At 73.2% G+C, this 18,032-nt stretch carries 19 protein-coding genes; 12 read left to right on the top strand and 7 right to left on the bottom strand.

What is annotated here, in order from left to right:
• Positions 1 to 120: 120 nt before the first annotated feature.
• Entirely contained in the window at positions 121 to 474 is a 354-nt protein-coding gene (locus tag AC29IT_RS16775; protein ID WP_488219333.1) for a winged helix-turn-helix transcriptional regulator, read from the bottom strand.
• Positions 475 to 592: 118 nt separating this feature from the next.
• Here AC29IT_RS16775 and AC29IT_RS16770 point away from each other — a divergent pair, with 118 nt between their 5' ends.
• Both AC29IT_RS16770 and AC29IT_RS16765 read left to right on the top strand, forming a co-directional pair.
• Positions 593 to 1,291 carry an alpha/beta fold hydrolase gene (locus AC29IT_RS16770; RefSeq protein WP_488219332.1) on the top strand — a complete coding sequence of 233 codons (699 nt, stop codon included), beginning with the start codon at positions 593 to 595 and terminating at the stop codon, positions 1,289 to 1,291.
• Positions 1,292 to 1,645: 354 nt separating this feature from the next.
• Entirely contained in the window at positions 1,646 to 1,936 is a 291-nt protein-coding gene (locus AC29IT_RS16765) for a hypothetical protein (protein ID WP_488219331.1), read from the top strand.
• A 110-nt stretch (positions 1,937 to 2,046) separates the two neighbouring features.
• Here the strand turns inward: AC29IT_RS16765 and AC29IT_RS16760 are convergent, their stop codons facing one another.
• Entirely contained in the window at positions 2,047 to 2,535 is a 489-nt protein-coding gene (locus tag AC29IT_RS16760; RefSeq protein ID WP_488219330.1) for a YbaK/EbsC family protein, read from the bottom strand.
• 125 nt (positions 2,536 to 2,660) lie between these two features.
• On the opposite strand from AC29IT_RS16760, the gene AC29IT_RS16755 reads away from it, so the two are divergent.
• The 3 genes from AC29IT_RS16755 to AC29IT_RS16745 all read left to right on the top strand — a co-directional run bounded on the left by AC29IT_RS16755 (position 2,661) and on the right by AC29IT_RS16745 (position 5,475).
• Positions 2,661 to 3,221 carry a helix-turn-helix domain-containing protein gene (locus AC29IT_RS16755; protein WP_488219329.1) on the top strand — a complete coding sequence of 187 codons (561 nt, stop codon included), beginning with the start codon at positions 2,661 to 2,663 and terminating at the stop codon, positions 3,219 to 3,221.
• 92 nt (positions 3,222 to 3,313) lie between these two features.
• A complete protein-coding gene (locus tag AC29IT_RS16750; protein ID WP_488219328.1) occupies positions 3,314 to 4,186 on the top strand; it encodes a helix-turn-helix domain-containing protein in 873 nt (290 codons plus the stop codon).
• 401 nt (positions 4,187 to 4,587) lie between these two features.
• Entirely contained in the window at positions 4,588 to 5,475 is an 888-nt protein-coding gene (locus AC29IT_RS16745) for an NmrA family NAD(P)-binding protein (protein ID WP_488219327.1), read from the top strand.
• 51 nt (positions 5,476 to 5,526) lie between these two features.
• Here AC29IT_RS16745 and AC29IT_RS16740 read toward each other — a convergent pair whose 3' ends face one another.
• The 3 genes from AC29IT_RS16740 to AC29IT_RS16730 form a co-directional block, all read right to left on the bottom strand.
• Positions 5,527 to 6,018: an RNA polymerase sigma factor gene (locus tag AC29IT_RS16740; RefSeq protein ID WP_488219421.1), complete on the bottom strand. Its 492-nt coding sequence runs from the start codon at positions 6,016 to 6,018 to the stop codon at positions 5,527 to 5,529.
• A 276-nt stretch (positions 6,019 to 6,294) separates the two neighbouring features.
• Positions 6,295 to 7,332, bottom strand: a complete 1,038-nt coding sequence (locus tag AC29IT_RS16735) for an MBL fold metallo-hydrolase (protein WP_488219326.1) — start codon at positions 7,330 to 7,332, stop codon at positions 6,295 to 6,297.
• A 198-nt stretch (positions 7,333 to 7,530) separates the two neighbouring features.
• Complete coding sequence (locus tag AC29IT_RS16730) at positions 7,531 to 8,118, bottom strand: TetR/AcrR family transcriptional regulator (protein ID WP_488219325.1); 588 nt, start codon at positions 8,116 to 8,118, stop codon at positions 7,531 to 7,533.
• A gap of 88 nt (positions 8,119 to 8,206) precedes the next feature.
• Here AC29IT_RS16730 and AC29IT_RS16725 point away from each other — a divergent pair, with 88 nt between their 5' ends.
• From AC29IT_RS16725 to AC29IT_RS16710, 4 genes are all read left to right on the top strand, one after another.
• Positions 8,207 to 9,163 (top strand): NADP-dependent oxidoreductase, encoded by a 957-nt coding sequence (locus AC29IT_RS16725; protein WP_358444460.1) that lies wholly within the window; start codon positions 8,207 to 8,209, stop codon positions 9,161 to 9,163.
• A 613-nt stretch (positions 9,164 to 9,776) separates the two neighbouring features.
• Positions 9,777 to 10,565: a DUF1932 domain-containing protein gene (locus AC29IT_RS16720; protein WP_488219324.1), complete on the top strand. Its 789-nt coding sequence runs from the start codon at positions 9,777 to 9,779 to the stop codon at positions 10,563 to 10,565.
• A gap of 404 nt (positions 10,566 to 10,969) precedes the next feature.
• A complete protein-coding gene (locus tag AC29IT_RS16715) occupies positions 10,970 to 12,523 on the top strand; it encodes a GMC family oxidoreductase (RefSeq protein ID WP_358444466.1) in 1,554 nt (517 codons plus the stop codon).
• A gap of 126 nt (positions 12,524 to 12,649) precedes the next feature.
• Positions 12,650 to 14,158, top strand: coding sequence for an aldehyde dehydrogenase family protein (locus tag AC29IT_RS16710; protein ID WP_358444469.1), 1,509 nt, complete (start codon positions 12,650 to 12,652; stop codon positions 14,156 to 14,158).
• Positions 14,159 to 14,190: 32 nt separating this feature from the next.
• Here AC29IT_RS16710 and AC29IT_RS16705 read toward each other — a convergent pair whose 3' ends face one another.
• On the bottom strand, positions 14,191 to 15,411 hold the full coding sequence (locus tag AC29IT_RS16705) for a PucR family transcriptional regulator (RefSeq protein WP_488219323.1): 1,221 nt from the start codon (positions 15,409 to 15,411) through the stop codon (positions 14,191 to 14,193).
• Positions 15,412 to 15,548: 137 nt separating this feature from the next.
• Here AC29IT_RS16705 and AC29IT_RS16700 point away from each other — a divergent pair, with 137 nt between their 5' ends.
• Positions 15,549 to 17,042: a long-chain-fatty-acid--CoA ligase gene (locus tag AC29IT_RS16700; RefSeq protein ID WP_488219322.1), complete on the top strand. Its 1,494-nt coding sequence runs from the start codon at positions 15,549 to 15,551 to the stop codon at positions 17,040 to 17,042.
• 27 nt (positions 17,043 to 17,069) lie between these two features.
• Here the strand turns inward: AC29IT_RS16700 and AC29IT_RS16695 are convergent, their stop codons facing one another.
• A complete protein-coding gene (locus AC29IT_RS16695; protein WP_488219426.1) occupies positions 17,070 to 17,210 on the bottom strand; it encodes a hypothetical protein in 141 nt (46 codons plus the stop codon).
• On the opposite strand from AC29IT_RS16695, the gene AC29IT_RS16690 reads away from it, so the two are divergent.
• Both AC29IT_RS16690 and AC29IT_RS16685 read left to right on the top strand, forming a co-directional pair.
• Positions 17,161 to 17,412, top strand: a complete 252-nt coding sequence (locus AC29IT_RS16690; RefSeq protein ID WP_488219321.1) for a helix-turn-helix domain-containing protein — start codon at positions 17,161 to 17,163, stop codon at positions 17,410 to 17,412. The two genes, AC29IT_RS16695 and AC29IT_RS16690, sit on opposite strands and share 50 nt — an antisense overlap.
• 200 nt (positions 17,413 to 17,612) lie before the next feature.
• Positions 17,613 to 18,026 (top strand): STAS domain-containing protein, encoded by a 414-nt coding sequence (locus tag AC29IT_RS16685; protein ID WP_488219320.1) that lies wholly within the window; start codon positions 17,613 to 17,615, stop codon positions 18,024 to 18,026.
• Positions 18,027 to 18,032: the final 6 nt, after the last annotated feature.

The raw sequence follows: 18,032 nt of genomic DNA, 5'->3' as shown, positions 1-18,032 counted from the left end.
CCGCCGTCCGGCACACCCCTCCCCGACGCCCCTGCCCCGCCCCCGCGACCTGCCGCGGGCGTGACCGACCGGCGCGCACCCCGGTCGGCGACCCTCCGGCCAGGTGCGGTGGGTGCCGCTTCAGGGGCCGGGGACTTCGCGGGTGTCGTACGCGGTGCGGGCGGCGTCGATGTGCGGGAGGTTCGCGATGCTCCACTCGAGCAGCGGTGCGGTGGCCTCGCGCAAGGTCCGGCCCATCGTGGTCAGCTCGTAGCTGACGTGCGGCGGCATGACGTTGCGGACGGTGCGCGTCAGGATTCCGTCGCGTTCGAGGTCGCGCAGCGTCACGGTGAGCATGCGCTGGCTGATGCCGTCGACGGCCCGCTTGAGCTCGGTGAAGCGCAGCGGCCCGTCCTCGAGCATCCGCACGATCAGCAGCGCCCACTTGTCGCCGACGATGCCGAGGACTTCGCGGGTCCGGCACGGGTCCTGCACGGTTACCTCCTGAGAACCGGGGCACTGAAAAGTGCCGCATTGCCCGGTGCGCGTCGTGGGGATGACGATGTTCTCGGTTACTGAACAATACCGAGGCACGAGGAGGAACCGCAGCACCATGACCACATTTCTGCTGGTGCACGGCGCCTGGCACAGCGGGCGGAGCTGGGACCGGGTGGTCCCGCTGCTGGAGTCGGCCGGGCACCGGGTGCTCGCGCCGTCGCTGACCGGTTACGGCGACAAGGTGCACCTGCTGGGCCCCGAGGTCGGGCTCGGCACCCACGTCGACGACGTCGCCGACCTGATCGAAGGCGAGGACCTCGACGACATCGTGCTCGTCGGGCACAGCTACGCCGGGATGGTCGTCTCGGGTGTCGCCCACCGCGTCCCGAAGCGGATCGCGCACCTGGTGTTCCTCGACGCGATGGTCCCCGAGGACGGCGAGACCGCGGTCGACGTCCAACCGGTCACCGAGCAGCTCATCGACGTCGCCGTGGACGGCTGGCGGGTTCCGCCGATGCCGGAGCAGCCGCCGCCGCTCGGCCTGTTCGGAGTCACCGATCCCGACGACGTCGCCTGGTTGCGCTCGATGCTGTCGGACCAGCCGGTGCGGTGCTTGCAGGAGCCGGTCCGGATGGACGACCCCTCCGCCCGCGCGATCCCGCGCACGCACATCCACTGCGTCGGCGGGCGACCGGCGGGCATCACCCGGCGTCCCGTCCCGGCCGGCGAGCGGGTGCGGGAACTGCCGACCGGCCACGACTGCATGATCACCACGCCCGCCGAGCTCGCCGCGCTGCTGCTGGAGGTGGCGTAGTCGGCGCCGCGGGGTGCCCCTCGTTTCGGAGAACGGGCCCGCGTCGGCCGCGGGCACTCCCGGCAGGCCGACCGTCCACAGCGGACACTGCGGGCGCAGCGGACTCCTGCATCGCACGCTACCGATGCCGGACCCACCGCTGCGCGCACCCGCACCGCGCAGTTCCCCGGCGGCGAGTTCGCGGGCGAGCACGCAGGACACCTGCTCGTCACCCGATGCCCCGCAGTGGCCGGAACCGGCGACGGCGGAAAACCCGATTCCACCCAGCACTTCGACGTGAATCGGACTCCACGTTCGGTTTTTCCGCCGACCGCTCCCACCCTTTTCGGAGCAATGAGATCCCGCATTATCGCCGTGTCCAGTGGGGTCACGACGCGGCCGTTGCGGTTGCTCGCCCGCCGCCAGGCGGAGCGGGTGGACCGGCTGCTGACCGAGTCCGAGGGCTGGTGGCGCTCGGTGCACCCGTCGTCGCGGTGGTTCGCGCAGCGGTACCACGCCCTCGCCCGCGACTCGTTGCACTCGATCCGCCGACGCGACTACCAGATCCTGTTCCCCGTCCCCCGGACGCAGGCGTGGTGGATTCGCACGAGAGCACTGGGCGGGACCGGGCTCGCTTACGCCCGCACCCGCATCCGCAGATCTTGATCGAAGTGGCGCACCGGCCCCGCCGTCCCGGTCCGGCGGCCGCGCAACCGCCGGATCCCGACCCGGTTCGGGTGCGGCCGCCGGTCCGCGCGGGCGTCCGGCGGCGGGGGTCAGTTCGTCGCGACTTGCACCGTGCGGCCGCCGGTGAGCGCGCTGAGCTGGTCCGGGGTCAGCGGTACGACCGTGTTCGGGGTTCCTGCGGCGGCCCAGACGGTCTCGTGCTCGGCCAGCGCCTCGTCGAGCACCGTGCGCACCGGTGCCGGATGTCCCACCGGAGCGACCCCGCCGATGGCCTGGCCGGTGACGGCGCGGACCTGCTTCGCGGTGGCCATCTCGACGGTCGTCGCGCCGAGCTGATCGGCGAGGACGCCCGGGTCCACGCGGTGGCGCCCGCTGGTCATCACCAGCAACGGCTCCTCGTCGGCCTGGAACAGCAGGCTGCTGGCGATCGCGCCGACCTCGCAGCCGAGCGCCGCGGCCGCTTCGGCGGCGGTGCGGGTGGAGTCGGGCAGCTCGCGCACGCGTGCGGTCAGGCCCGCGTCGATCAGGTGCTGCTGCACGATGCGGCTGCGCTCCGGCAGGTGCTCGACGTCGGTCATGGTGGTGCCCTTCCTCGCTCGGCGGCGCGGTGCGCGCGCGGTGTCGACGCCGCCCCCGCCGACCGGCTGCTCACTTCCACCGAGTGTCTATCACAGCAGTCACCATGCCTGACATAATGGTCAGCATGAGTGAGGTGGGAAAGCCGCTCGCGGAGAACCTGCGCAGGTTGCGCCGTCGGCGCGGCCTGTCCGTCGTGGAGCTGGCGCGCCGGGCGGACATGTCGAGGGCGACGCTGACCCAGCTCGAGGCCGGTGGCGGGAACCCCACCCTGGACACGCTCTACGCGCTGGCCACGGCCCTCGACACGGGTCTGGCCGGGCTGATCACCGAACCGGAGGCGATCACGCCGCCGCGGGTCGTCCCCCGCGGCGAGGGGACGCGCGTGGTGGGCGAGTCCGTCGAAGCCTGGCTGCTGCACACCACCGCCGACCGGGGGTCCTCGACGGAGATCTACGACTTCCAGCTGCACAGCGCGGCCGCGCAGCACTCGCCCGGCCACCCGCGCGGGACGCACGAACACCTGCACCTGCACTCCGGCCGCATCCGCCTCGGTCCCGTCGCCGCCACCGCCGAGATCGGCCCCGGCGACTTCGCGACCTTCGACGCCGGCCGGGACCACCTGTACCAACGCATCGGGAACCAACGAGTGCGCGGCCTGCTGGTCATCACCCGCACCCAGCCGTGAGCCGACCGACCCGGCGGGGACGGGCGCGGCGGGCGCCGGAGTGGGTGTCGGGCTCCTACCCGTGCTCCCGGTGAGCTGCCTACGGTGGGCTCATGGAGTCAGCGGTGGCGAAGGCGCTGGTCAGCCCGGTGGGCGAGTTCCTCCGGGCTCGGCGCAGGCAGGTGCGTCCGGAGCAGCACGGCCTCGTGCCGGGCGGCGGCCGGCAGGTGGCGGGGTTGCGGCGGGACGAGGTCGCGCTGCTCGCGGGGATCAGCACCGACTACTACACGCGGTTGGAGCAGGGCCGGGAACGGCATCCGTCGGCCAGGGTGGTGGACGCGCTGTCGGAGGCCCTGCTGCTGGACCGCGCCTCCGCGCGGTACCTGCGGGAGATCACGGCGAGCGGAGCCGTCGGAACCGGTGCCCGACCGGACGCGGACGGGATCGGCGCGGCCCGGCTCGGGGCGGTCCGGTCGTTGCTCGACTCGGTGGCCGTTCCCGCGATCGTGGTGAACAGACGGCTCGACGTCATCGCCGCCAACCCGCTGGGCGAGGTGCTGCACGAGGGGTTGGAGCACCGGGGGAACTACGCGCGCATGGTGTTCCTGTCTCCAGGGGCACAGGAGTTCTTCACCGACTGGCCCGAGCTGGCGGTCTGCGTGGTCGCGGCGCTGCGCGCCAGTGCCGGGCCCGCCGCGGACTCGGTCCGGTTGGAACACCTGGTGGGCGAGCTCGCCGTGCGCAGCGAGGTGTTCGGCACCGCGTGGGCACGGCACGACGTGCACGAGAAGTCCTTCGACCGCAAGCGGTTCCGGCACCCGCTGGTCGGCCCGGTCGAGTTCGACCAGCACGTGCTGGAACTCCCCGGCAGCGACGGGCACCGGATCTGGGCGTACCACCCCGCCGACCGCGCCACCGAGGAAGCGCTGCTGAGCTTCGCGTCGTTCGCCACCTTGTCGGACCCCGCACCGGCCGACCGGGGGTAGGCCGCAGGGTGCTCTCCCGGAGCACCCCTGTTCGACGCCGGGACACCGCCGCGCCACCGCGCCGCGGGGGAAGGCGCGCCCGGGGCGGCGTGGTCTTCCGGGCGCCGACCGGTCGCGGTCTGCTGACCGGGCCCGCCGACCGGGACCGTCGCGGCGCTCGGCTCGCCGCCGCGCACGATCCGCGACTCGGCCGGAACTTCCCGCGCCGCGGCCGGATTCCGCCGCGGATCGCGGCGCCACGACACCGCTCGCTCCCACCCGACACGCCTGCCGGGGCGGTGCTCCCCCGCACCTGTCCGGAGGAGAACCGCACGGCGGTCGCGCGGCGGATCTCGCCGACCGCACCGCCCGCACCACGTCCGCGGGCGGAAACCACCACCGATAGGGGAAGAACCGTGCACGTGATCACCGGAGCCGGCGGTCGCACCGGCCGCGCGGCCGCATCGCACCTGCTCGCCCACGGCCACGCCGTGCGCGTCGTCGGCCGCGACCCGAGCAGGCTCGCCGACCTGACCGGCCGCGGCGCCGAGCCCCGGCGGGCCGACCAGTCCGATCCGGCCGCGATGGCCGCCGCACTGCACGGCGCGGAGGCCGCCTACCTCGTCCTGCAGCCCAACTACCTGCCGGATCACCCGGACTTCGCCGCGTTCCAGGACCGGGCGGCGGCCGCGCTCGCCGAGGCCGTCGCGGAATCCGGGGTGCCCCGCGTCGTCGCGCTCAGCAGCTGGGGAGCGCAGCACGCGAGCGGGACCGGGCCGGTCGCGGGCCTGCACCGGTTCGAGGAACGCCTCTCGGCCGTTCCCGGTGTGCACCTCACGTTCCTGCGCGCCGGCTACTACCTGGAGAACTTCCTCGACCACGTCGACTCCGTGCGGACCCACCGCACGATCACCGCACCGTTCGACCCCGACGTCCCGCTGCCGATGATCACCACGAGCGACGTCGGCTTGGCCGCGGCCGAGGAGCTGCTGCGGCCCCGCCCGGGCACCCCGATCGTCCGGGAACTGCACGGCGCGCGGGACGTGACCATGCACGAAGTCGCCCGGGCGATCGCCACCGCGATCGGACATCCCGTGACCTACGAGCGCTGCACGACGCAGGCCTTCGACGAGCGGCTGCGCTCGGCGGGGGTGTCGGACAGCGTGCGCGCGATGATGACCGAGGTCCCGCACGCCGTGAACACCGGTCACCTGCGCGCGGTCCAGCGCCGGACGGCGGACACGACCACCCCGACGTCGCTGGAGGACTTCATCGAAGCCGAGTTCCTGCCCGCGCTCGGCGCGCGCTGACCGGCCGCGGCGGGTCCGCGCACCGGTCGGCCCGGTGGCGGCCCGCCGGGTTCACCCGAGCAGTGCCCGGCGCAGCCGGCCGCGGGCTCGGAGCAGGCGGGACTTCATCGCGGCGCGGGTGAGTCCGAGCTCGGCGGCGGTGTCGTCGCCGGACCGGTCCAGGACGTCGCGCAGCAGCAGGATCTCCCGGTCCTGCACCGGCAATCCGGCCAGCGCGGCGGCCAGGTCGCCGTGCCGCCCGAGCACGACGTCCTCCACCGCGCGGTCCCCGACCGGTCGACGTTCGGCCGGGGCCGCCCGAAGGGTGCGGCGGGCGAGCCGCAGGCATTCGCGGCCGACCACCCGCGCCAGCCAAGCACCCAGCGCCGTGGCGGTGCGCAGTGCGCCGAGGCGCCGGTACAGGATGAGCAGTGCTTCCTGCGCGGCGTCCTCGGCGTCTTCCCGCGTGGCGCAACGACTTCGAGCCATCCGCTGGACCACCGGGTCGGCACGAGCGATCACCTCCGCCAACGCCCCCGGATCCCCCCGCCGCGCGGCGTCCACGACCTCACCGGACAACGCCGAGAGCGCCGGAGGCCCCGACACCCACCGATCACCCACCACTTCGCCACCTCCGAAATTCGACTCCGCACCGCCTCTCAGCGGCGAAGCCGCCGACCACCTGAGCATCCGGCACCGCCGCGGGTTCTCAGCTTTCTCCGCGCGATGACAGCGCTTTCTCCTGTGGCCGAGCCACCGGTGAAAACGATCCCGCAGCGAGGAGAACGCTGAGCTTGCGCCACCCGCGTCGCTACGCAGAACGAGCCGAGCCCCGAGGAATCAAGCAGCCCGGAGCACGCAGGTGCTGCTGCTGGGGATCCACGCGTCGGGGAGAGCGGCGGCGAGCGCGTGGTTCGCGCGCCAGCCGGTGCAGTGCGCGGGCAGCAGCACGTCGGGGCGCAGCCGCACCAGTTCCGCCACGGTCGGGGCGATGACCGGTTCGAACGCGGGTCCGCTCAGGTGCAGGCCGCCGATCAGGGCGTGCACGTCGTCGACCGCGGTGAGCCGCCGGGCGTGCCGCAGGATGTTGACCGCGCCCGCATGGCCGCATCCGGTCAGCACCACGAGCCCTCGGCCGCGGAGGTGCACCACCAGCGCTTGGTCGTCGACGACCTGCGGATCGTGGGTCCACGCCTCCCCCGTCCACCGCTGGTGCGCGGCGGGCATGCCGCGTTCGTACTCGGTGGTGCGGTCGACCTCGCCGGTCACCAGGATCATGCCCTCCACCAGCAGCGACGGGTCGCGCCGCTCGACGATGGCGACGCCTTCGCGCTCCAGCGCGCGCCGGCTCAGCCGCGGGAGGTCGACCAGCCCGTCCAGGCGCCGCGGTGTCCACGCTTCGGGGTGCAGCAGCACCGGCAGGTCGCCGCGGCGGCGTTCGAGGACGCCGAGCAGGCCGCCGGTGTGGTCGTGGTGGCCGTGGCTGAGCACCACCGCCTGCACGCCGCCGAGATCCGCTTCGAGCCGGTCGGCGTTGCACACCACGCCGTCCGGCGAGATCCCCGCGTCGAACAGCACGGTCGACTCGTGCCCGCCCCGGCGCACCGCGACCAGCGCGGAGAAGCCGTGCTCCGCCCTGAGCCCGACCGGGCTCTCCACCTCTTCGAAGGACGGGACCGGAACGGGGCCGGTGGTCACCGCGGCCCGCCGGACCACCGGGCTCTCCGGCAGCAGCGCGTCGAAGCTGTTGTCCATCAGCACGGTGATCCGCACTTCGTCGACCGGTTCGAGCCGGATCGGGTCGACCGCGGTTCCCGCGCACTCGCGGGGCCTGATCCGGTGGACCTCCGCCGCACCGGCGGACGTGGCATCGCACATGGTGGTTCCCTCCGCGTTCTCGTCGCTCCACTTCCGGAGCCGCCTACGAGAGGCGCGGGGCACCGCCGCAGGATTCACCCGCGGAACGTGTCCCTGATCACGTGATGGGCGATTCGGCCGCGCCAACCCGCCGCCGTCCACAGTGGATCGCCGATCACCGGGCGGCGCCGAGACCCCTCCTCGGGCCGGGGCGGCGCCTCACCCGGCCGCCGGTTCGGCGTGGACCCGGATCCCGTCCATCAGGAGGTCCAGCAGACGGGCCGCCCTCTCCTCGTTCCCGGGCGAGCGGGAGACGGTGAAGATCCCGATGAGCGCGGCGGCGATGTCCTCGGCCGGGACGTCGCTCCGGAGTTCCCCGCTCGCACGACCGGCTTCGAGGATGTCGTCGATGGCCGCGAGCAGTTCGGCCCGGGTGCGGGCATGGGCGATCTCGCCCGACTCGACCATCGTGTGCAGGGTGCCGAGCATCCCGTTCTTGGTCGCGATCCACTCCCCGAACAGGTCCATCCAACTCCGCAGCGCCGCGGGTGGGTCGAGCCGGGCGCGGAGTTCGCGGGCGCCGGTGGTGAGCCGCGCGACCTGGTCGGCGTAGACCGCTTCGACGAGCGATTCGCGGGTGGGGAAGTGCCGGTAGAGCGTCGCGATGCCGACTCCGGCCTCGGCGGCGATCGCCCGCATCGACGGCTCGTTCGCCGCCGAGGCGAACAAGCGGGTCGCCACGTCCAGCAGCTGCTGCCGGTTGCGGGCCGCATCCGCCCGCGGTGCGCGGTTCTCTGCATCAACCAAAACGGAACACGCTCCACTTGTGTTAGGGTCGCCGCTAACCGAAGCGTAGTCCGTTTGTGCGGCGACGCGAACCACCAGGGAGACGAGCGTGGCAGAACCGAGCACCACTCCGGCGGACACGAGCCGCGCGGTCCAGCTCGAATCGTTCGGCGGGCCGGAGAACCTGCGCGTCCGCCGGACACCGGCGCCGCAGGCCGGACCGGGCCGGATCCGCGTGCGGGTGACCGCCGCCGGCCTGAACCCGATGGACTGGTTCATGACCTCCGACGCCGACACCGCCGCGCGATTCGGCCTGAGCCTGCCGTGCGGTTTCGGCACCGACTTCGCCGGAACCGTGGATCAGGTCGGCGCCGGCGTGCGCGGTTTCGCGGTCGGAGACCGGGTGTTCGGCGGCGCCCTGTCCCGCTCGATCGCCGACCACGTCGTCGTGGACGAAGCGGGGACCATCGCGGTGGGCGGCGAAGCCCACCGCACCCCCGACGGCGTCGACGACCGCACCGCCGCCACCCTCGCCATCGCGGGCCGCACCGCGGCCGCGGCGCTGGCCGTCGTCGAGCCCGGGCCGGGCGACGCGGTGCTCATCGGCGGAGCCGGTGGCGGGGTGGGCGTGTTCGCCGTCCAGCTCGCCCGCCGAGCGGGCGCACGGGTGATCGGAACGGGGTCGGCGACCTCGGCCGATGCGCTGCGCGCCCTGGGCGCCGAGCCGGTCGCCTACGGCGACGGCCTGGCCGACCGGGTCCGCGCGCTCGCCCCCGACGGCATCACCGCGGCCGTCGACCTGCACGGGACGGACACGGCGCACGTCGCGCGCGAACTCGGCGTGCCCGACGCGCGCATCACCACCATCGCCGCCCAGCTCGACGGGATCACGCCCGCGAACGGTGCCGCCGCACCCCGCGGCGCCCTCGACGAGATCGCCGAACTCGTCGCGGCGGAGGAGCTGCGGGTGCCGATCGCGGCGCACTTCCCGGTCGAGCAGGTCCGCGCCGCGGTCGAACTCCAGGCAGGACGCCACGTGCACGGCAAGGTCGTCGTCGACCTCTGACCCTGCGGCCCCGCCGCTCGGCGGCGGGACCGGCCTCGCCGACCGGCGGGGAGCACGAGGGCCGAACCCGGCCGCGCCGTCGTGGTTCTCCACGACGAGCGCAGGACGCGCACCGACCGCCCCGTCCACGCACAGCCCCGGAACCGCCCGCCGTCGAGGCCCCACCGCGCAGTTCGGGGACCGAGTTCGGCAAGCCGCGCCCGGCGTGCCGACTCGCGCGGGTCGCCGAGCTCGGCCGCGACCAGCACGGCGGCGGTGCGGGTTTCCCGGGACGGCCGCGGGCTCGGCCTCGGCGAGCACCGCCGGCGCATCGCTGCGAGCCCACGGCATCCCGGCCACGACCACGGCACGATCGGCACCGCGGGCGAGTTCGGCCGCCCGGTCCGGTTCCGGGTTCCGGGTCCGCAGGAGCGCGGCGGCGAGGGCGATCGCCGTCCGACTCGCGATCGCCGGGTCGGCGACCTCCCCACCACGACCGCGCCGCGGCACGCCACGGCGAACGGTTCACCGGCTTCCGCCGCCCCTCCTCGATTCGCACCGAGATTGTCACCAATCTTGTGCGCAGTCTACGGTGGCGGCTGGGAAGTTCCGCATCTCCACCGGAGGGGCAGCCATGACCGGGAACGATCGTCGTCCGACCATCGCGGTGCTGGGACTCGGCGAGGCGGGCGGCGCGTTCGCCCGCGATCTGCTCGTCGCGGGGGCCGCGGTGCGCGGCTACGACCCGGCGGTGGCCGCTCCGGACGGGGTCGTCGAGACCACCTCGGAAGCCGAAGCCGCCACCGGCGCGGACCTGGTGCTGAGCGCGAACAGCAGTGCGGCGGCGCGGGAAGCGCTGCGCGCGGGCGCCGGCGCCGTCGCACCGCACGCGGCGTGGGCCGACCTGAACACCGCTTCGCCCGCCACCAAGCGCGAGCTCGACTCTCTCGCCGAGCACCACGGCGTCGCCTTCGCCGACGTGGCGATCATGGCTCCCGTTCTCGGCACGGGGCTGCGCACCCCGATGCTCGCCTGCGGCCGCGCCGCGCGGCAGGTCGCGGACGTGCTCAACCCGCTCGGCGCCCAGGTGGCGGTCGCGGAGGGAGGCGCCGGGCTGGCCGCGACGCAGAAGCTCCTGCGCAGCGTCTTCTTCAAGGGCATGTCGGCCGCCGTCGTCGAAGCGCTGGAAGCCGCGCGCGCCGCGGGGCACGAGCAGTGGCTCCGCGAGAACATCGTGGCCGAACTCACGGCAGCAGGAGAATCCACAATGGACAGGATGGTGCGCGGGACGCACCGGCACGCGGTCCGCCGCACCGCCGAGATGGCGGCCGCGGCGGAGATGCTCACCGAGCTCGGCGTGGAACCCGCGGTCGCCACCGCCAGCCGGGACCTGCTGGCCCGCATCGCCCACCAGCGCGGCTAGGCAGCAGGCGGCGGGAAGCGGGCGGCAGGTAGCAGACGGCAGGTAGCGAGCCCCGCGGGCGACGGCGCGCCGACCGGACGACGGACCGACCGGAGTCGGTCTCGCCGCACCCCGCCGACGACGCGCGCAACCCGCCCGAGGGACGCCGCCGAGCCGACACCGCGACCACGAGCACCGGCACGGGCACGGGCACGGGCACGGGCACGGGCACCGACCACGCCACGGCGCACTCGCCCAACCCGCTCGATCTCCCGCAAAACGGTCGATCCGGCCCGTTCCACCCGGCTTGTGGCCTGGCTACAGGCCGATCGGCGCAACTCTGGAGGCTGACCCAAAGTCCTGGCGCTGTGCCCGTAGTCACACTCGTCCCCGAGCAGATCGACTCAACGGGGAGCGAGGAAGCCATGTACGACTACATCGTTGTCGGAGCCGGTTCGGCGGGGTGCGCGCTGGCCGCCCGGTTGACCGAGGACCCCGATGTGACGGTGGCGCTGGTCGAAGCGGGAGCGGCGGACACGGCCGACGAGATCCACATCCCGGCGGCGTTCAGCTCGCTGTTCAAGAGCCGGTGGGACTGGGACCTGGACACCGAGCCGGAACCGGAGCTCAACGGGCGCCGCGCCTACCTGCCGCGCGGCAAGATGCTCGGCGGTTCCAGCTCGATGAACGCGATGATCTACATCCGCGGCAACCGCGCCGACTACGACCAGTGGGCGGCCGACGGGGCCACCGGCTGGAGCTACGACGAGGTCCTCCCCTACTTCAAGAAGGCCGAGGGCAACGCCCGCGGCGGCGACGAGTACCACGGCGCAGACGGCCCGCTCACCGTGTCCGAGAGCCGGTCGATGAACCCGCTGTGCGACGCCTGGGTCGACGCGGCCGTCGAGGCGGGCTACGCGCACAACGAGGACTTCAACGGCCCCGATCAGCTCGGCGTCGGCCGCTTCCAGGTCACCCAGCGCGGCGGCATGCGGTGCAGCACCGCCGTCGCCTACCTGCACCCGGCCGCGGAGCGCCCCAACCTGACCGTGATCACCGGAGCGCTGAGCCGCAAGGTGCTCTTCGAGGGTTCCCGGGCCGTCGGCGTGGAGATCAGCCGCGACGGCCGGGTGGAGGAGCTGCGCGCGGCGCGCGAGGTGATCCTCAGCGCGGGCGCCTACGGTTCGGCGCAGCTGCTGCTGCTCTCCGGAGTCGGCCCGGCCGCGCAGCTGGCGGCCTTCGGCATCCCGCTGCTCGCCGACCTCCCCGTCGGGGAGCGCTTGCAGGACCACTACATGGTGATGCTGAACTACCTCACCGACCGCGAGACGCTGATGACCGCGGCGAGCCCGGAGAACGCGGCGCTGTTGCAGTCCGAAGGCCGCGGGCCGCTCACCTCGAACATCGGCGAGGCGGGCGGGTTCTTCGAGACCCGCGAGGGGCTGGCCGGGCCGGACGTGCAGTTCCACTCGACGCCGTGCTTCTTCGCGGAGGAGGGCCTCGGCGCCCAGACCGCGCAGGGCCTCGCCGCCGGGCCGTGCGTGCTGAAGCCGACCAGCACCGGCAGCCTCACCCTCCGCTCGCCGGACCCCGAGGTCGCGCCGCGCATCCAGCACAACTACCTGTCCACCGAGGAAGACCGGGCCGCCATCGTCGCCGGGCTGCGCACCGCGCTGCGCATCGCCGAGCAGGCGCCGATGAAGGAGGTCATCACCGGCGACCACGTGGTCCCGGAGGGCTCGTCCGACGAGGAGCTGCTCGACTTCGCCCGCCGCGTGGGCCAGACCCTCTACCACCCCACCTCGACCTGCGGAATCGGCCACGTCGTCGACCACGAGCTGAAGGTCCTCGGCGTCGACGGGCTGCGCGTCGCCGACGCCTCGGTGATGCCGACGGTCGTCCGCGGCAACACCAACGCCCCCACGATCATGATCGCCGAAAAGGCCGCGGACCTGGTCAAGCAGTCCGCAGGCGACTGATCCGCAGGCCGCCGGTCGCCAGTCCACAGGACGCAGGTCCACAGGACGCAAGCCGCCAATCCACAGGCCGCTGAACCACAGGCAGGCCGCCGAACCACCAGCACCACGATCCACCAGGAGACCAGCATGACCGAAGCACCGACCTACCGGATGTTCATCGACGGGGCCTGGGTCGATGCGCCGGAGACGTACGAGATCACCTCGCCCGCCACCGACGAGATCACCGCCCGCGTCGCCTTCGGCGGGGTGGAGCACGCGGACGCCGCCGTCGCCGCGGCCAAGGCCGCCCACGAAGAGGGCACCTGGCGCCGGATGACCCCGGAACAGCGGGCCGACGTCCTCGACCGCATCGCCGACAGCATGGAGGCCAAGGCCGACCTGCTCAGCGAGCTGGCGACCGGCGAGAACGGCGTCACCATCCGCACCGCCGGCGCGTTCCACATCGGACTCGGCATCGCGAACCTGCGGGTTTTCGCCGCGATGGCACGAGGATTCGAACCCGAGCAGGCCAACCCGATGTCCCCGGAGACCGAGGACTCCCGCTCGGTGATCCGCCGCGAGCCCATCGGGGTGTGCGCGGGGATCGTGCCGTTCAACTTCCCGCTGGTGCTCGCCGGCTGGAAGCTGGGCCCGGCGCTGGCCGCGGGCAACACCTTCGTGCTCAAGTGCGACGAGAACACCCCGCTGACCCTGCTGGAGCTGGCGAAGTCCGCCGAGGAGGCCGGGCTGCCGCGGGGCGTGCTCAACGTGATCACCGGGCCCGGGGAGACCGTCGGCGACCGGCTGGCGGGGCACCCGGACGTGCGCAAGATCGGCTTCACCGGGTCCACCGAGGTCGGCAAGCTCGTGCAGCGCAAGGCCGCGGAGAACCTCAAGAAGGTCACCCTGGAGCTGGGCGGCAAGGGCCCGAACATCCTGCTCGACGACGCCGACCTGGATCTCGCCATCGATGGGTCGCTGTTCGCGTTCCTGATGTACTCCGGGCAGGTCTGCGAGTCCGGCACCCGGCTGCTGGTGCCCGAGTCCCGCAAGGCGGAGATCGTCGAACGGCTGGTCCGCCGGGTGCAGGACGTGCGGATCGGCGATCCGCTCGACCCGGGCACCGACATGGGCCCGGTCGCCTCGCACGACCAGAAGAAGCGGGTGGAGCGGTACGTGGGCATCGCCGCCGAGGAGGGCGCCACCATCGCCTACCGCGGCGAGCTGCCCGACGCGGCGCCGTTCGACCGCGGCGCGTGGGTGGCGCCGATCATCTACACCGACGTCACCAACGACATGCGCATCGCCCGCGAAGAGGTCTTCGGGCCGGTGTTGGTCGTGATCGGCTACTCCGACGACGCGGACGCGGTGCGCATCGCCAACGACAGCGAGTACGGCCTGTCCGCGGGTGTGTGGGGTTCGCCGGAGCGCGCCGCGCGAGTCGCCGACCAGCTGGAAGCCGGCACGGTGTGGATCAACGACTGGCACGCCGGGTTCCCGATGAACCCGTTCGGCGGCTACAAGCAGAGCGGCATCGGCCGCGAGCTCGGCCCCGACGCCCTCGCCGAGTACACCCAGGTCAAGGCGATCCAGGAGGCCAAGGACAGCGACTGGTCCAAGCGCGGCTACGCGCTGGTCCTGCCGCCGCCCGCCTGATCACCCCCGGCGGCGCGGCTGCCCGCCCCGGTCTACTCGGCCGGGCCCAGCAGCCGCGCCGCCACCAGCAGGTCCTGGAAGTCCGCGAAGCTGCGCAGCTCGCAACCGGTGCGTTCGGAGATCCGCTCCAAGCGGTAGTACACCGTGTTCACGTGCACGTGCAGCCGTTCCGCGGCGGCCTTCGCGTTGAGGTCGCACGCCGCGTACAGCCGGATCGTCTCGATCAGCGCGCCCGACTGGGCCCGGTCCTCCTCGATGAACGAGCGCATCGACGGCGTGATCAGCCGCCGCGCGGTGGCGTCGTCGAGCAGCAGCAGGTAGTCCAGCGGGGACAGCTCCGCGAGCCGCCGCACGCCCGGTTCACCGGCCAGGCTCTTCCGGGCCAGCACCGCTTCGTGGCGCGCGGCAGGAACCTCGGCGAGCCCGTCGTGGACGGTGCTGACGCCGACGCCGAGGTGGATGCCGCGGCCCTGCAGGCTGCGGTGCGCGCGCTCCAGGCCCTTGGTGAGGTCGGCACCGTCCCCGTGCACCGGCGTGATCCCCACGACGTGGTCCTGCCGCAGCACCGCGAGCCCCTGCCGGCCGGTGCCGATCGAGGTCCGCACCGTCGTGACCACCTCGCGCAGGCTCTGGTCGGGGCGCAGCGCGGTGCTGGGCTTCGCGACGACCACCACGACCGACGAGGCCGCCGCCAGCCCGCACGCCGCGGCCAGGTCCGCCTTCGGGCCGGGCGTGAGTTCGCGCGCGGCGAGCAGGTCCTCCACCAGGTCCCGGCGGAGCAGGTCGTCGTCGGCCAGCTCCATCTGCTGGGCGACCATGTAGGTCTCGGCCGCCACCGAACTGCCCACCTCGATCACGTTCATCACGTGGATCGCCAGGTCCAGCGCCGCCAACCGGGTGTCGGGATCCTCCTTCGCCGCGGCCACGATGGCCTCCCACAGCGTCTCCTGCCCGATCCGGAAGCCCTGCATGAAGTCCGCGAGCGCGACCCCCTGCCGCACCCGGTGCCGGGCCTGCTCCACGGAGCTGCGGAAGTCGTCGCGACCGGCGCGGCGCCCGGAGCGCATCGTGCGCAGCACGGCGTCGAACACCGACCGGGTGTGGGCGCGCAGGTCCGGCCGCAGGCTCTCGTCCCGGCTGGCCGAGTAGGCGGGCACCTCGTCCCAGGTGCGCGCCACCGAACGATCGATCGTGGCCTCCAGGTCCACCGTCACACGATCAACGATGCGGCCGATCAGCGGTGCAGCTTCCATCTTTCGCACGCTACCGCCTCGTTGTCGTCGGACCACAAACACGTCCGGCCGCGACTGGACGCCGTCCCGGTGATTCGGCAGGTCGGCGGCGAGATAGTGATGCCTACCTCGGACCCCACCACAGGAGGCAGGCCACCATGAACCTCGCCCAACGCCTGCTCGACACGGCGCGCGCGCACGGAGACCGCGACGCGGTGCGCCTCGACGGCACCGTGCTGACCTACGAGCGGCTCCTGGCCGAGGCCGCCGGGGTGGCGCGCTGGTTGACCGAGAACGGGCTCCGGCCCGGCGACCGGGTGGGCCTGATCCTGCCGAACGTGCCCTCCTACCCGGTGCACCTGTTCGGCACCCTGCTCGCCGGCGGCGTCGTCGTGCCGATGAACCCGCTGCTCAAGTCCGGGGAGATCGAGTACTACCTGGCGGACTCGGGCGCCCGGTTCCTGTTCGCCGCGCCGGACGCCGCCGACGAGGCGCGAGCCGGGGCCGCCGGGACCGGCGCCGAGGTGTTCGTCGTCGACCTGCGCGGGACCGACCTCGAAGGCGTGCCGGAGATCGTCGAGCGGGCCGCCGACGACACCGCGGTCCTGCTCTACACCTCCGGCACCACCGGCAAGCCGAAGGGCGCCGAACTGACCCACGCGAACATCGACGGCAACGCCGCGGTGACCCGCGAGACGCTCATCGAGATCGGGCCGGACGACGTAGTGATGGGCTGCCTGCCGCTGTTCCACGTCTTCGGGCTCACCTGCGGTCTCGTCGCGGCGGTGCAGGCCGGTGCGTGCCTGACGCTGATCCCGCGCTTCGACGGCGCCAAGGCGCTCCAGGTGATCGAGCGGGACCGGGTCACCGTCTTCGAGGGGGTGCCCACGATGTACTCGGCGATGCTGCACGCCGCGGGCGGCGCCGACCTCACCACCGTCCGCGCCTGCATCTGCGGCGGGGCACCGCTGCCCGTCGAGGTGCTGCGCGCCTTCGAGGAGACCTTCGGCTGCGTCATCCTGGAGGGCTACGGCCTGTCCGAGAGCTCCCCGGTGGCGTGCTTCAACCACCCGCACCTCGAGCGCAAGCCCGGTTCGATCGGTGTGCCGGTGCGGGACGTGGAGCTGCGCGTCATCGACGACGGCGGGCGCGGCGTCCCGGACGGCGAGGTCGGCGAGATCGTGATCAAGGGCCCGAACGTGATGAAGGGCTACTGGGGCCGCCCGGAGGCCACCGCGGAGACGATCATCGGCGGCTGGCTGCGCACCGGGGACCTCGCGGTCCGCGACGAGGACGGCTACTTCACCATCGTCGACCGCAAGAAGGACATGATCATCCGCGGTGGTTACAACGTGTACCCGCGGGAGATCGAGGAGGTCATCTACGAGCACCCGGCCGTGGCCGAGGCCGCGGTCGTCGGGGTGCCGCACCCGGAGCTCGGCGAAGAGGTGGTCGCCGCGATCGCGCTCCGGCCGGGCGCGATGGCCACCGCGGACGAGATCCGCGAGTTCGTGAAGGCCCGCGTCGCCGCGTACAAGTACCCGCGCCAGGTCTGGGTCACCGCGGAGCTGCCGAAGGGTCCGACCGGCAAGCTGCTGCGCCGCGAGGTCCGCTGGGCGCAGTCCGCGGCGGCCCCCGCAGGCTCGGCGTGACGCGGACTCCCCGCCCAGCCGCGCGGATCAGCCGTGCACCGCGGGAACGGCCGCGGCGATCCGCCGCTGGATCGTGAGGAGCTCGGTCTCCCGGCACTCCTCGTCGAAGACCATCCCGGTGCCGTGGGCCGCCAGCCCGGACCGCCGTCCCGGACGAACGCGACCCACGCGGCGTAGGCGGTGTCCGCCAAGTGCTGCGGGGGGTTCGTCCCGTGCGTCCGCGGCGGCGACATCGCTGCACCTGCACGTCGACACCGTCGAGCAGCGACTGGACCGGATCACCGGGCTGCTCGGCGATTCCTGGCGGAAACCCGAGCGGACGCTGGAAATCCACCTCGAGCTCCGGCTCCGCAAGGTCCTCCCGACCTGACCGATCGCGCGGGTACGCCGCGGGGTGGATCGGCGCGGTGGTTAGGATGCCGTTGGTTGAGCAGTCAGCCACCCAGGATCAGGAACGGTGCCGGTTCGGCGTCGCTGATCCGTTTGCGATGCAGAACTCCGCCGAGGGATCCGCATCGCGGGGCGGAGGCTGCGCGCTGACCGGGGCGAGACCACAGTGGAGCGCGCAGCATGAGCACCCCGGACCCCACCGAGAACGCGACCGAGGCCGACCGGCGACCGGAACCGGTGTCGCCGCGGTTCCGCGTGCGGGTCTCGCACCCCGACGACGAGTCGATCGTGGTCGAACCCGCGGGGGAGATCGACGACGAGACCGTCGAACACCTCGGAGAGGTCCTGTGGCCGCGCCTGTCGGCCCAGGTCCGGATCATCGTCGCGAACCTCGGCGACGTCGGCTTCCTGAGCGTGGCGGGGCTCGACCTGCTGCGGCGGGCCCACCTGCACGCGCGGACCCGCGGCGTCGAACTCCGCCTGGTGAGCACCCGGCGCGAGGTGACGCACGCGCTGGAGGTGGCCGGGCTCGACACCGCGATGCGGTGCTACCCCACCGTCGCGCAAGCGCTCGCGCGGTCCGACGCGGGCTGAGCGGGC

This window comes from Saccharopolyspora sp. MMCC62 (genome assembly GCF_057736575.1).
Note: the sequence above shows the minus strand (reverse complement) of the source record. Positions and strands in the feature narration are given on the sequence as shown.

Excerpts from the sequence above, each read along its gene's own strand:
- AC29IT_RS16770 (WP_488219332.1), top strand. The coding sequence starts at position 593 with ATGACCACATTTCTGCTGGTGCACGGCGCCTGGCACAGCGGGCGGAGC.
- AC29IT_RS16755 (WP_488219329.1), top strand. The coding sequence starts at position 2,661 with ATGAGTGAGGTGGGAAAGCCGCTCGCGGAGAACCTGCGCAGGTTGCGC.
- AC29IT_RS16760 (WP_488219330.1), bottom strand. The coding sequence starts at position 2,535 with ATGACCGACGTCGAGCACCTGCCGGAGCGCAGCCGCATCGTGCAGCAG.
- AC29IT_RS16715 (WP_358444466.1), top strand. The coding sequence starts at position 10,970 with ATGTACGACTACATCGTTGTCGGAGCCGGTTCGGCGGGGTGCGCGCTG.
- AC29IT_RS16685 (WP_488219320.1), top strand. The coding sequence starts at position 17,613 with ATGAGCACCCCGGACCCCACCGAGAACGCGACCGAGGCCGACCGGCGA.
- AC29IT_RS16700 (WP_488219322.1), top strand. The coding sequence starts at position 15,549 with ATGAACCTCGCCCAACGCCTGCTCGACACGGCGCGCGCGCACGGAGAC.
- AC29IT_RS16705 (WP_488219323.1), bottom strand. The coding sequence starts at position 15,411 with ATGGAAGCTGCACCGCTGATCGGCCGCATCGTTGATCGTGTGACGGTG.
- AC29IT_RS16735 (WP_488219326.1), bottom strand. The coding sequence starts at position 7,332 with ATGTGCGATGCCACGTCCGCCGGTGCGGCGGAGGTCCACCGGATCAGG.
- AC29IT_RS16710 (WP_358444469.1), top strand. The coding sequence starts at position 12,650 with ATGACCGAAGCACCGACCTACCGGATGTTCATCGACGGGGCCTGGGTC.
- AC29IT_RS16750 (WP_488219328.1), top strand. The coding sequence starts at position 3,314 with ATGGAGTCAGCGGTGGCGAAGGCGCTGGTCAGCCCGGTGGGCGAGTTC.
- AC29IT_RS16720 (WP_488219324.1), top strand. The coding sequence starts at position 9,777 with ATGACCGGGAACGATCGTCGTCCGACCATCGCGGTGCTGGGACTCGGC.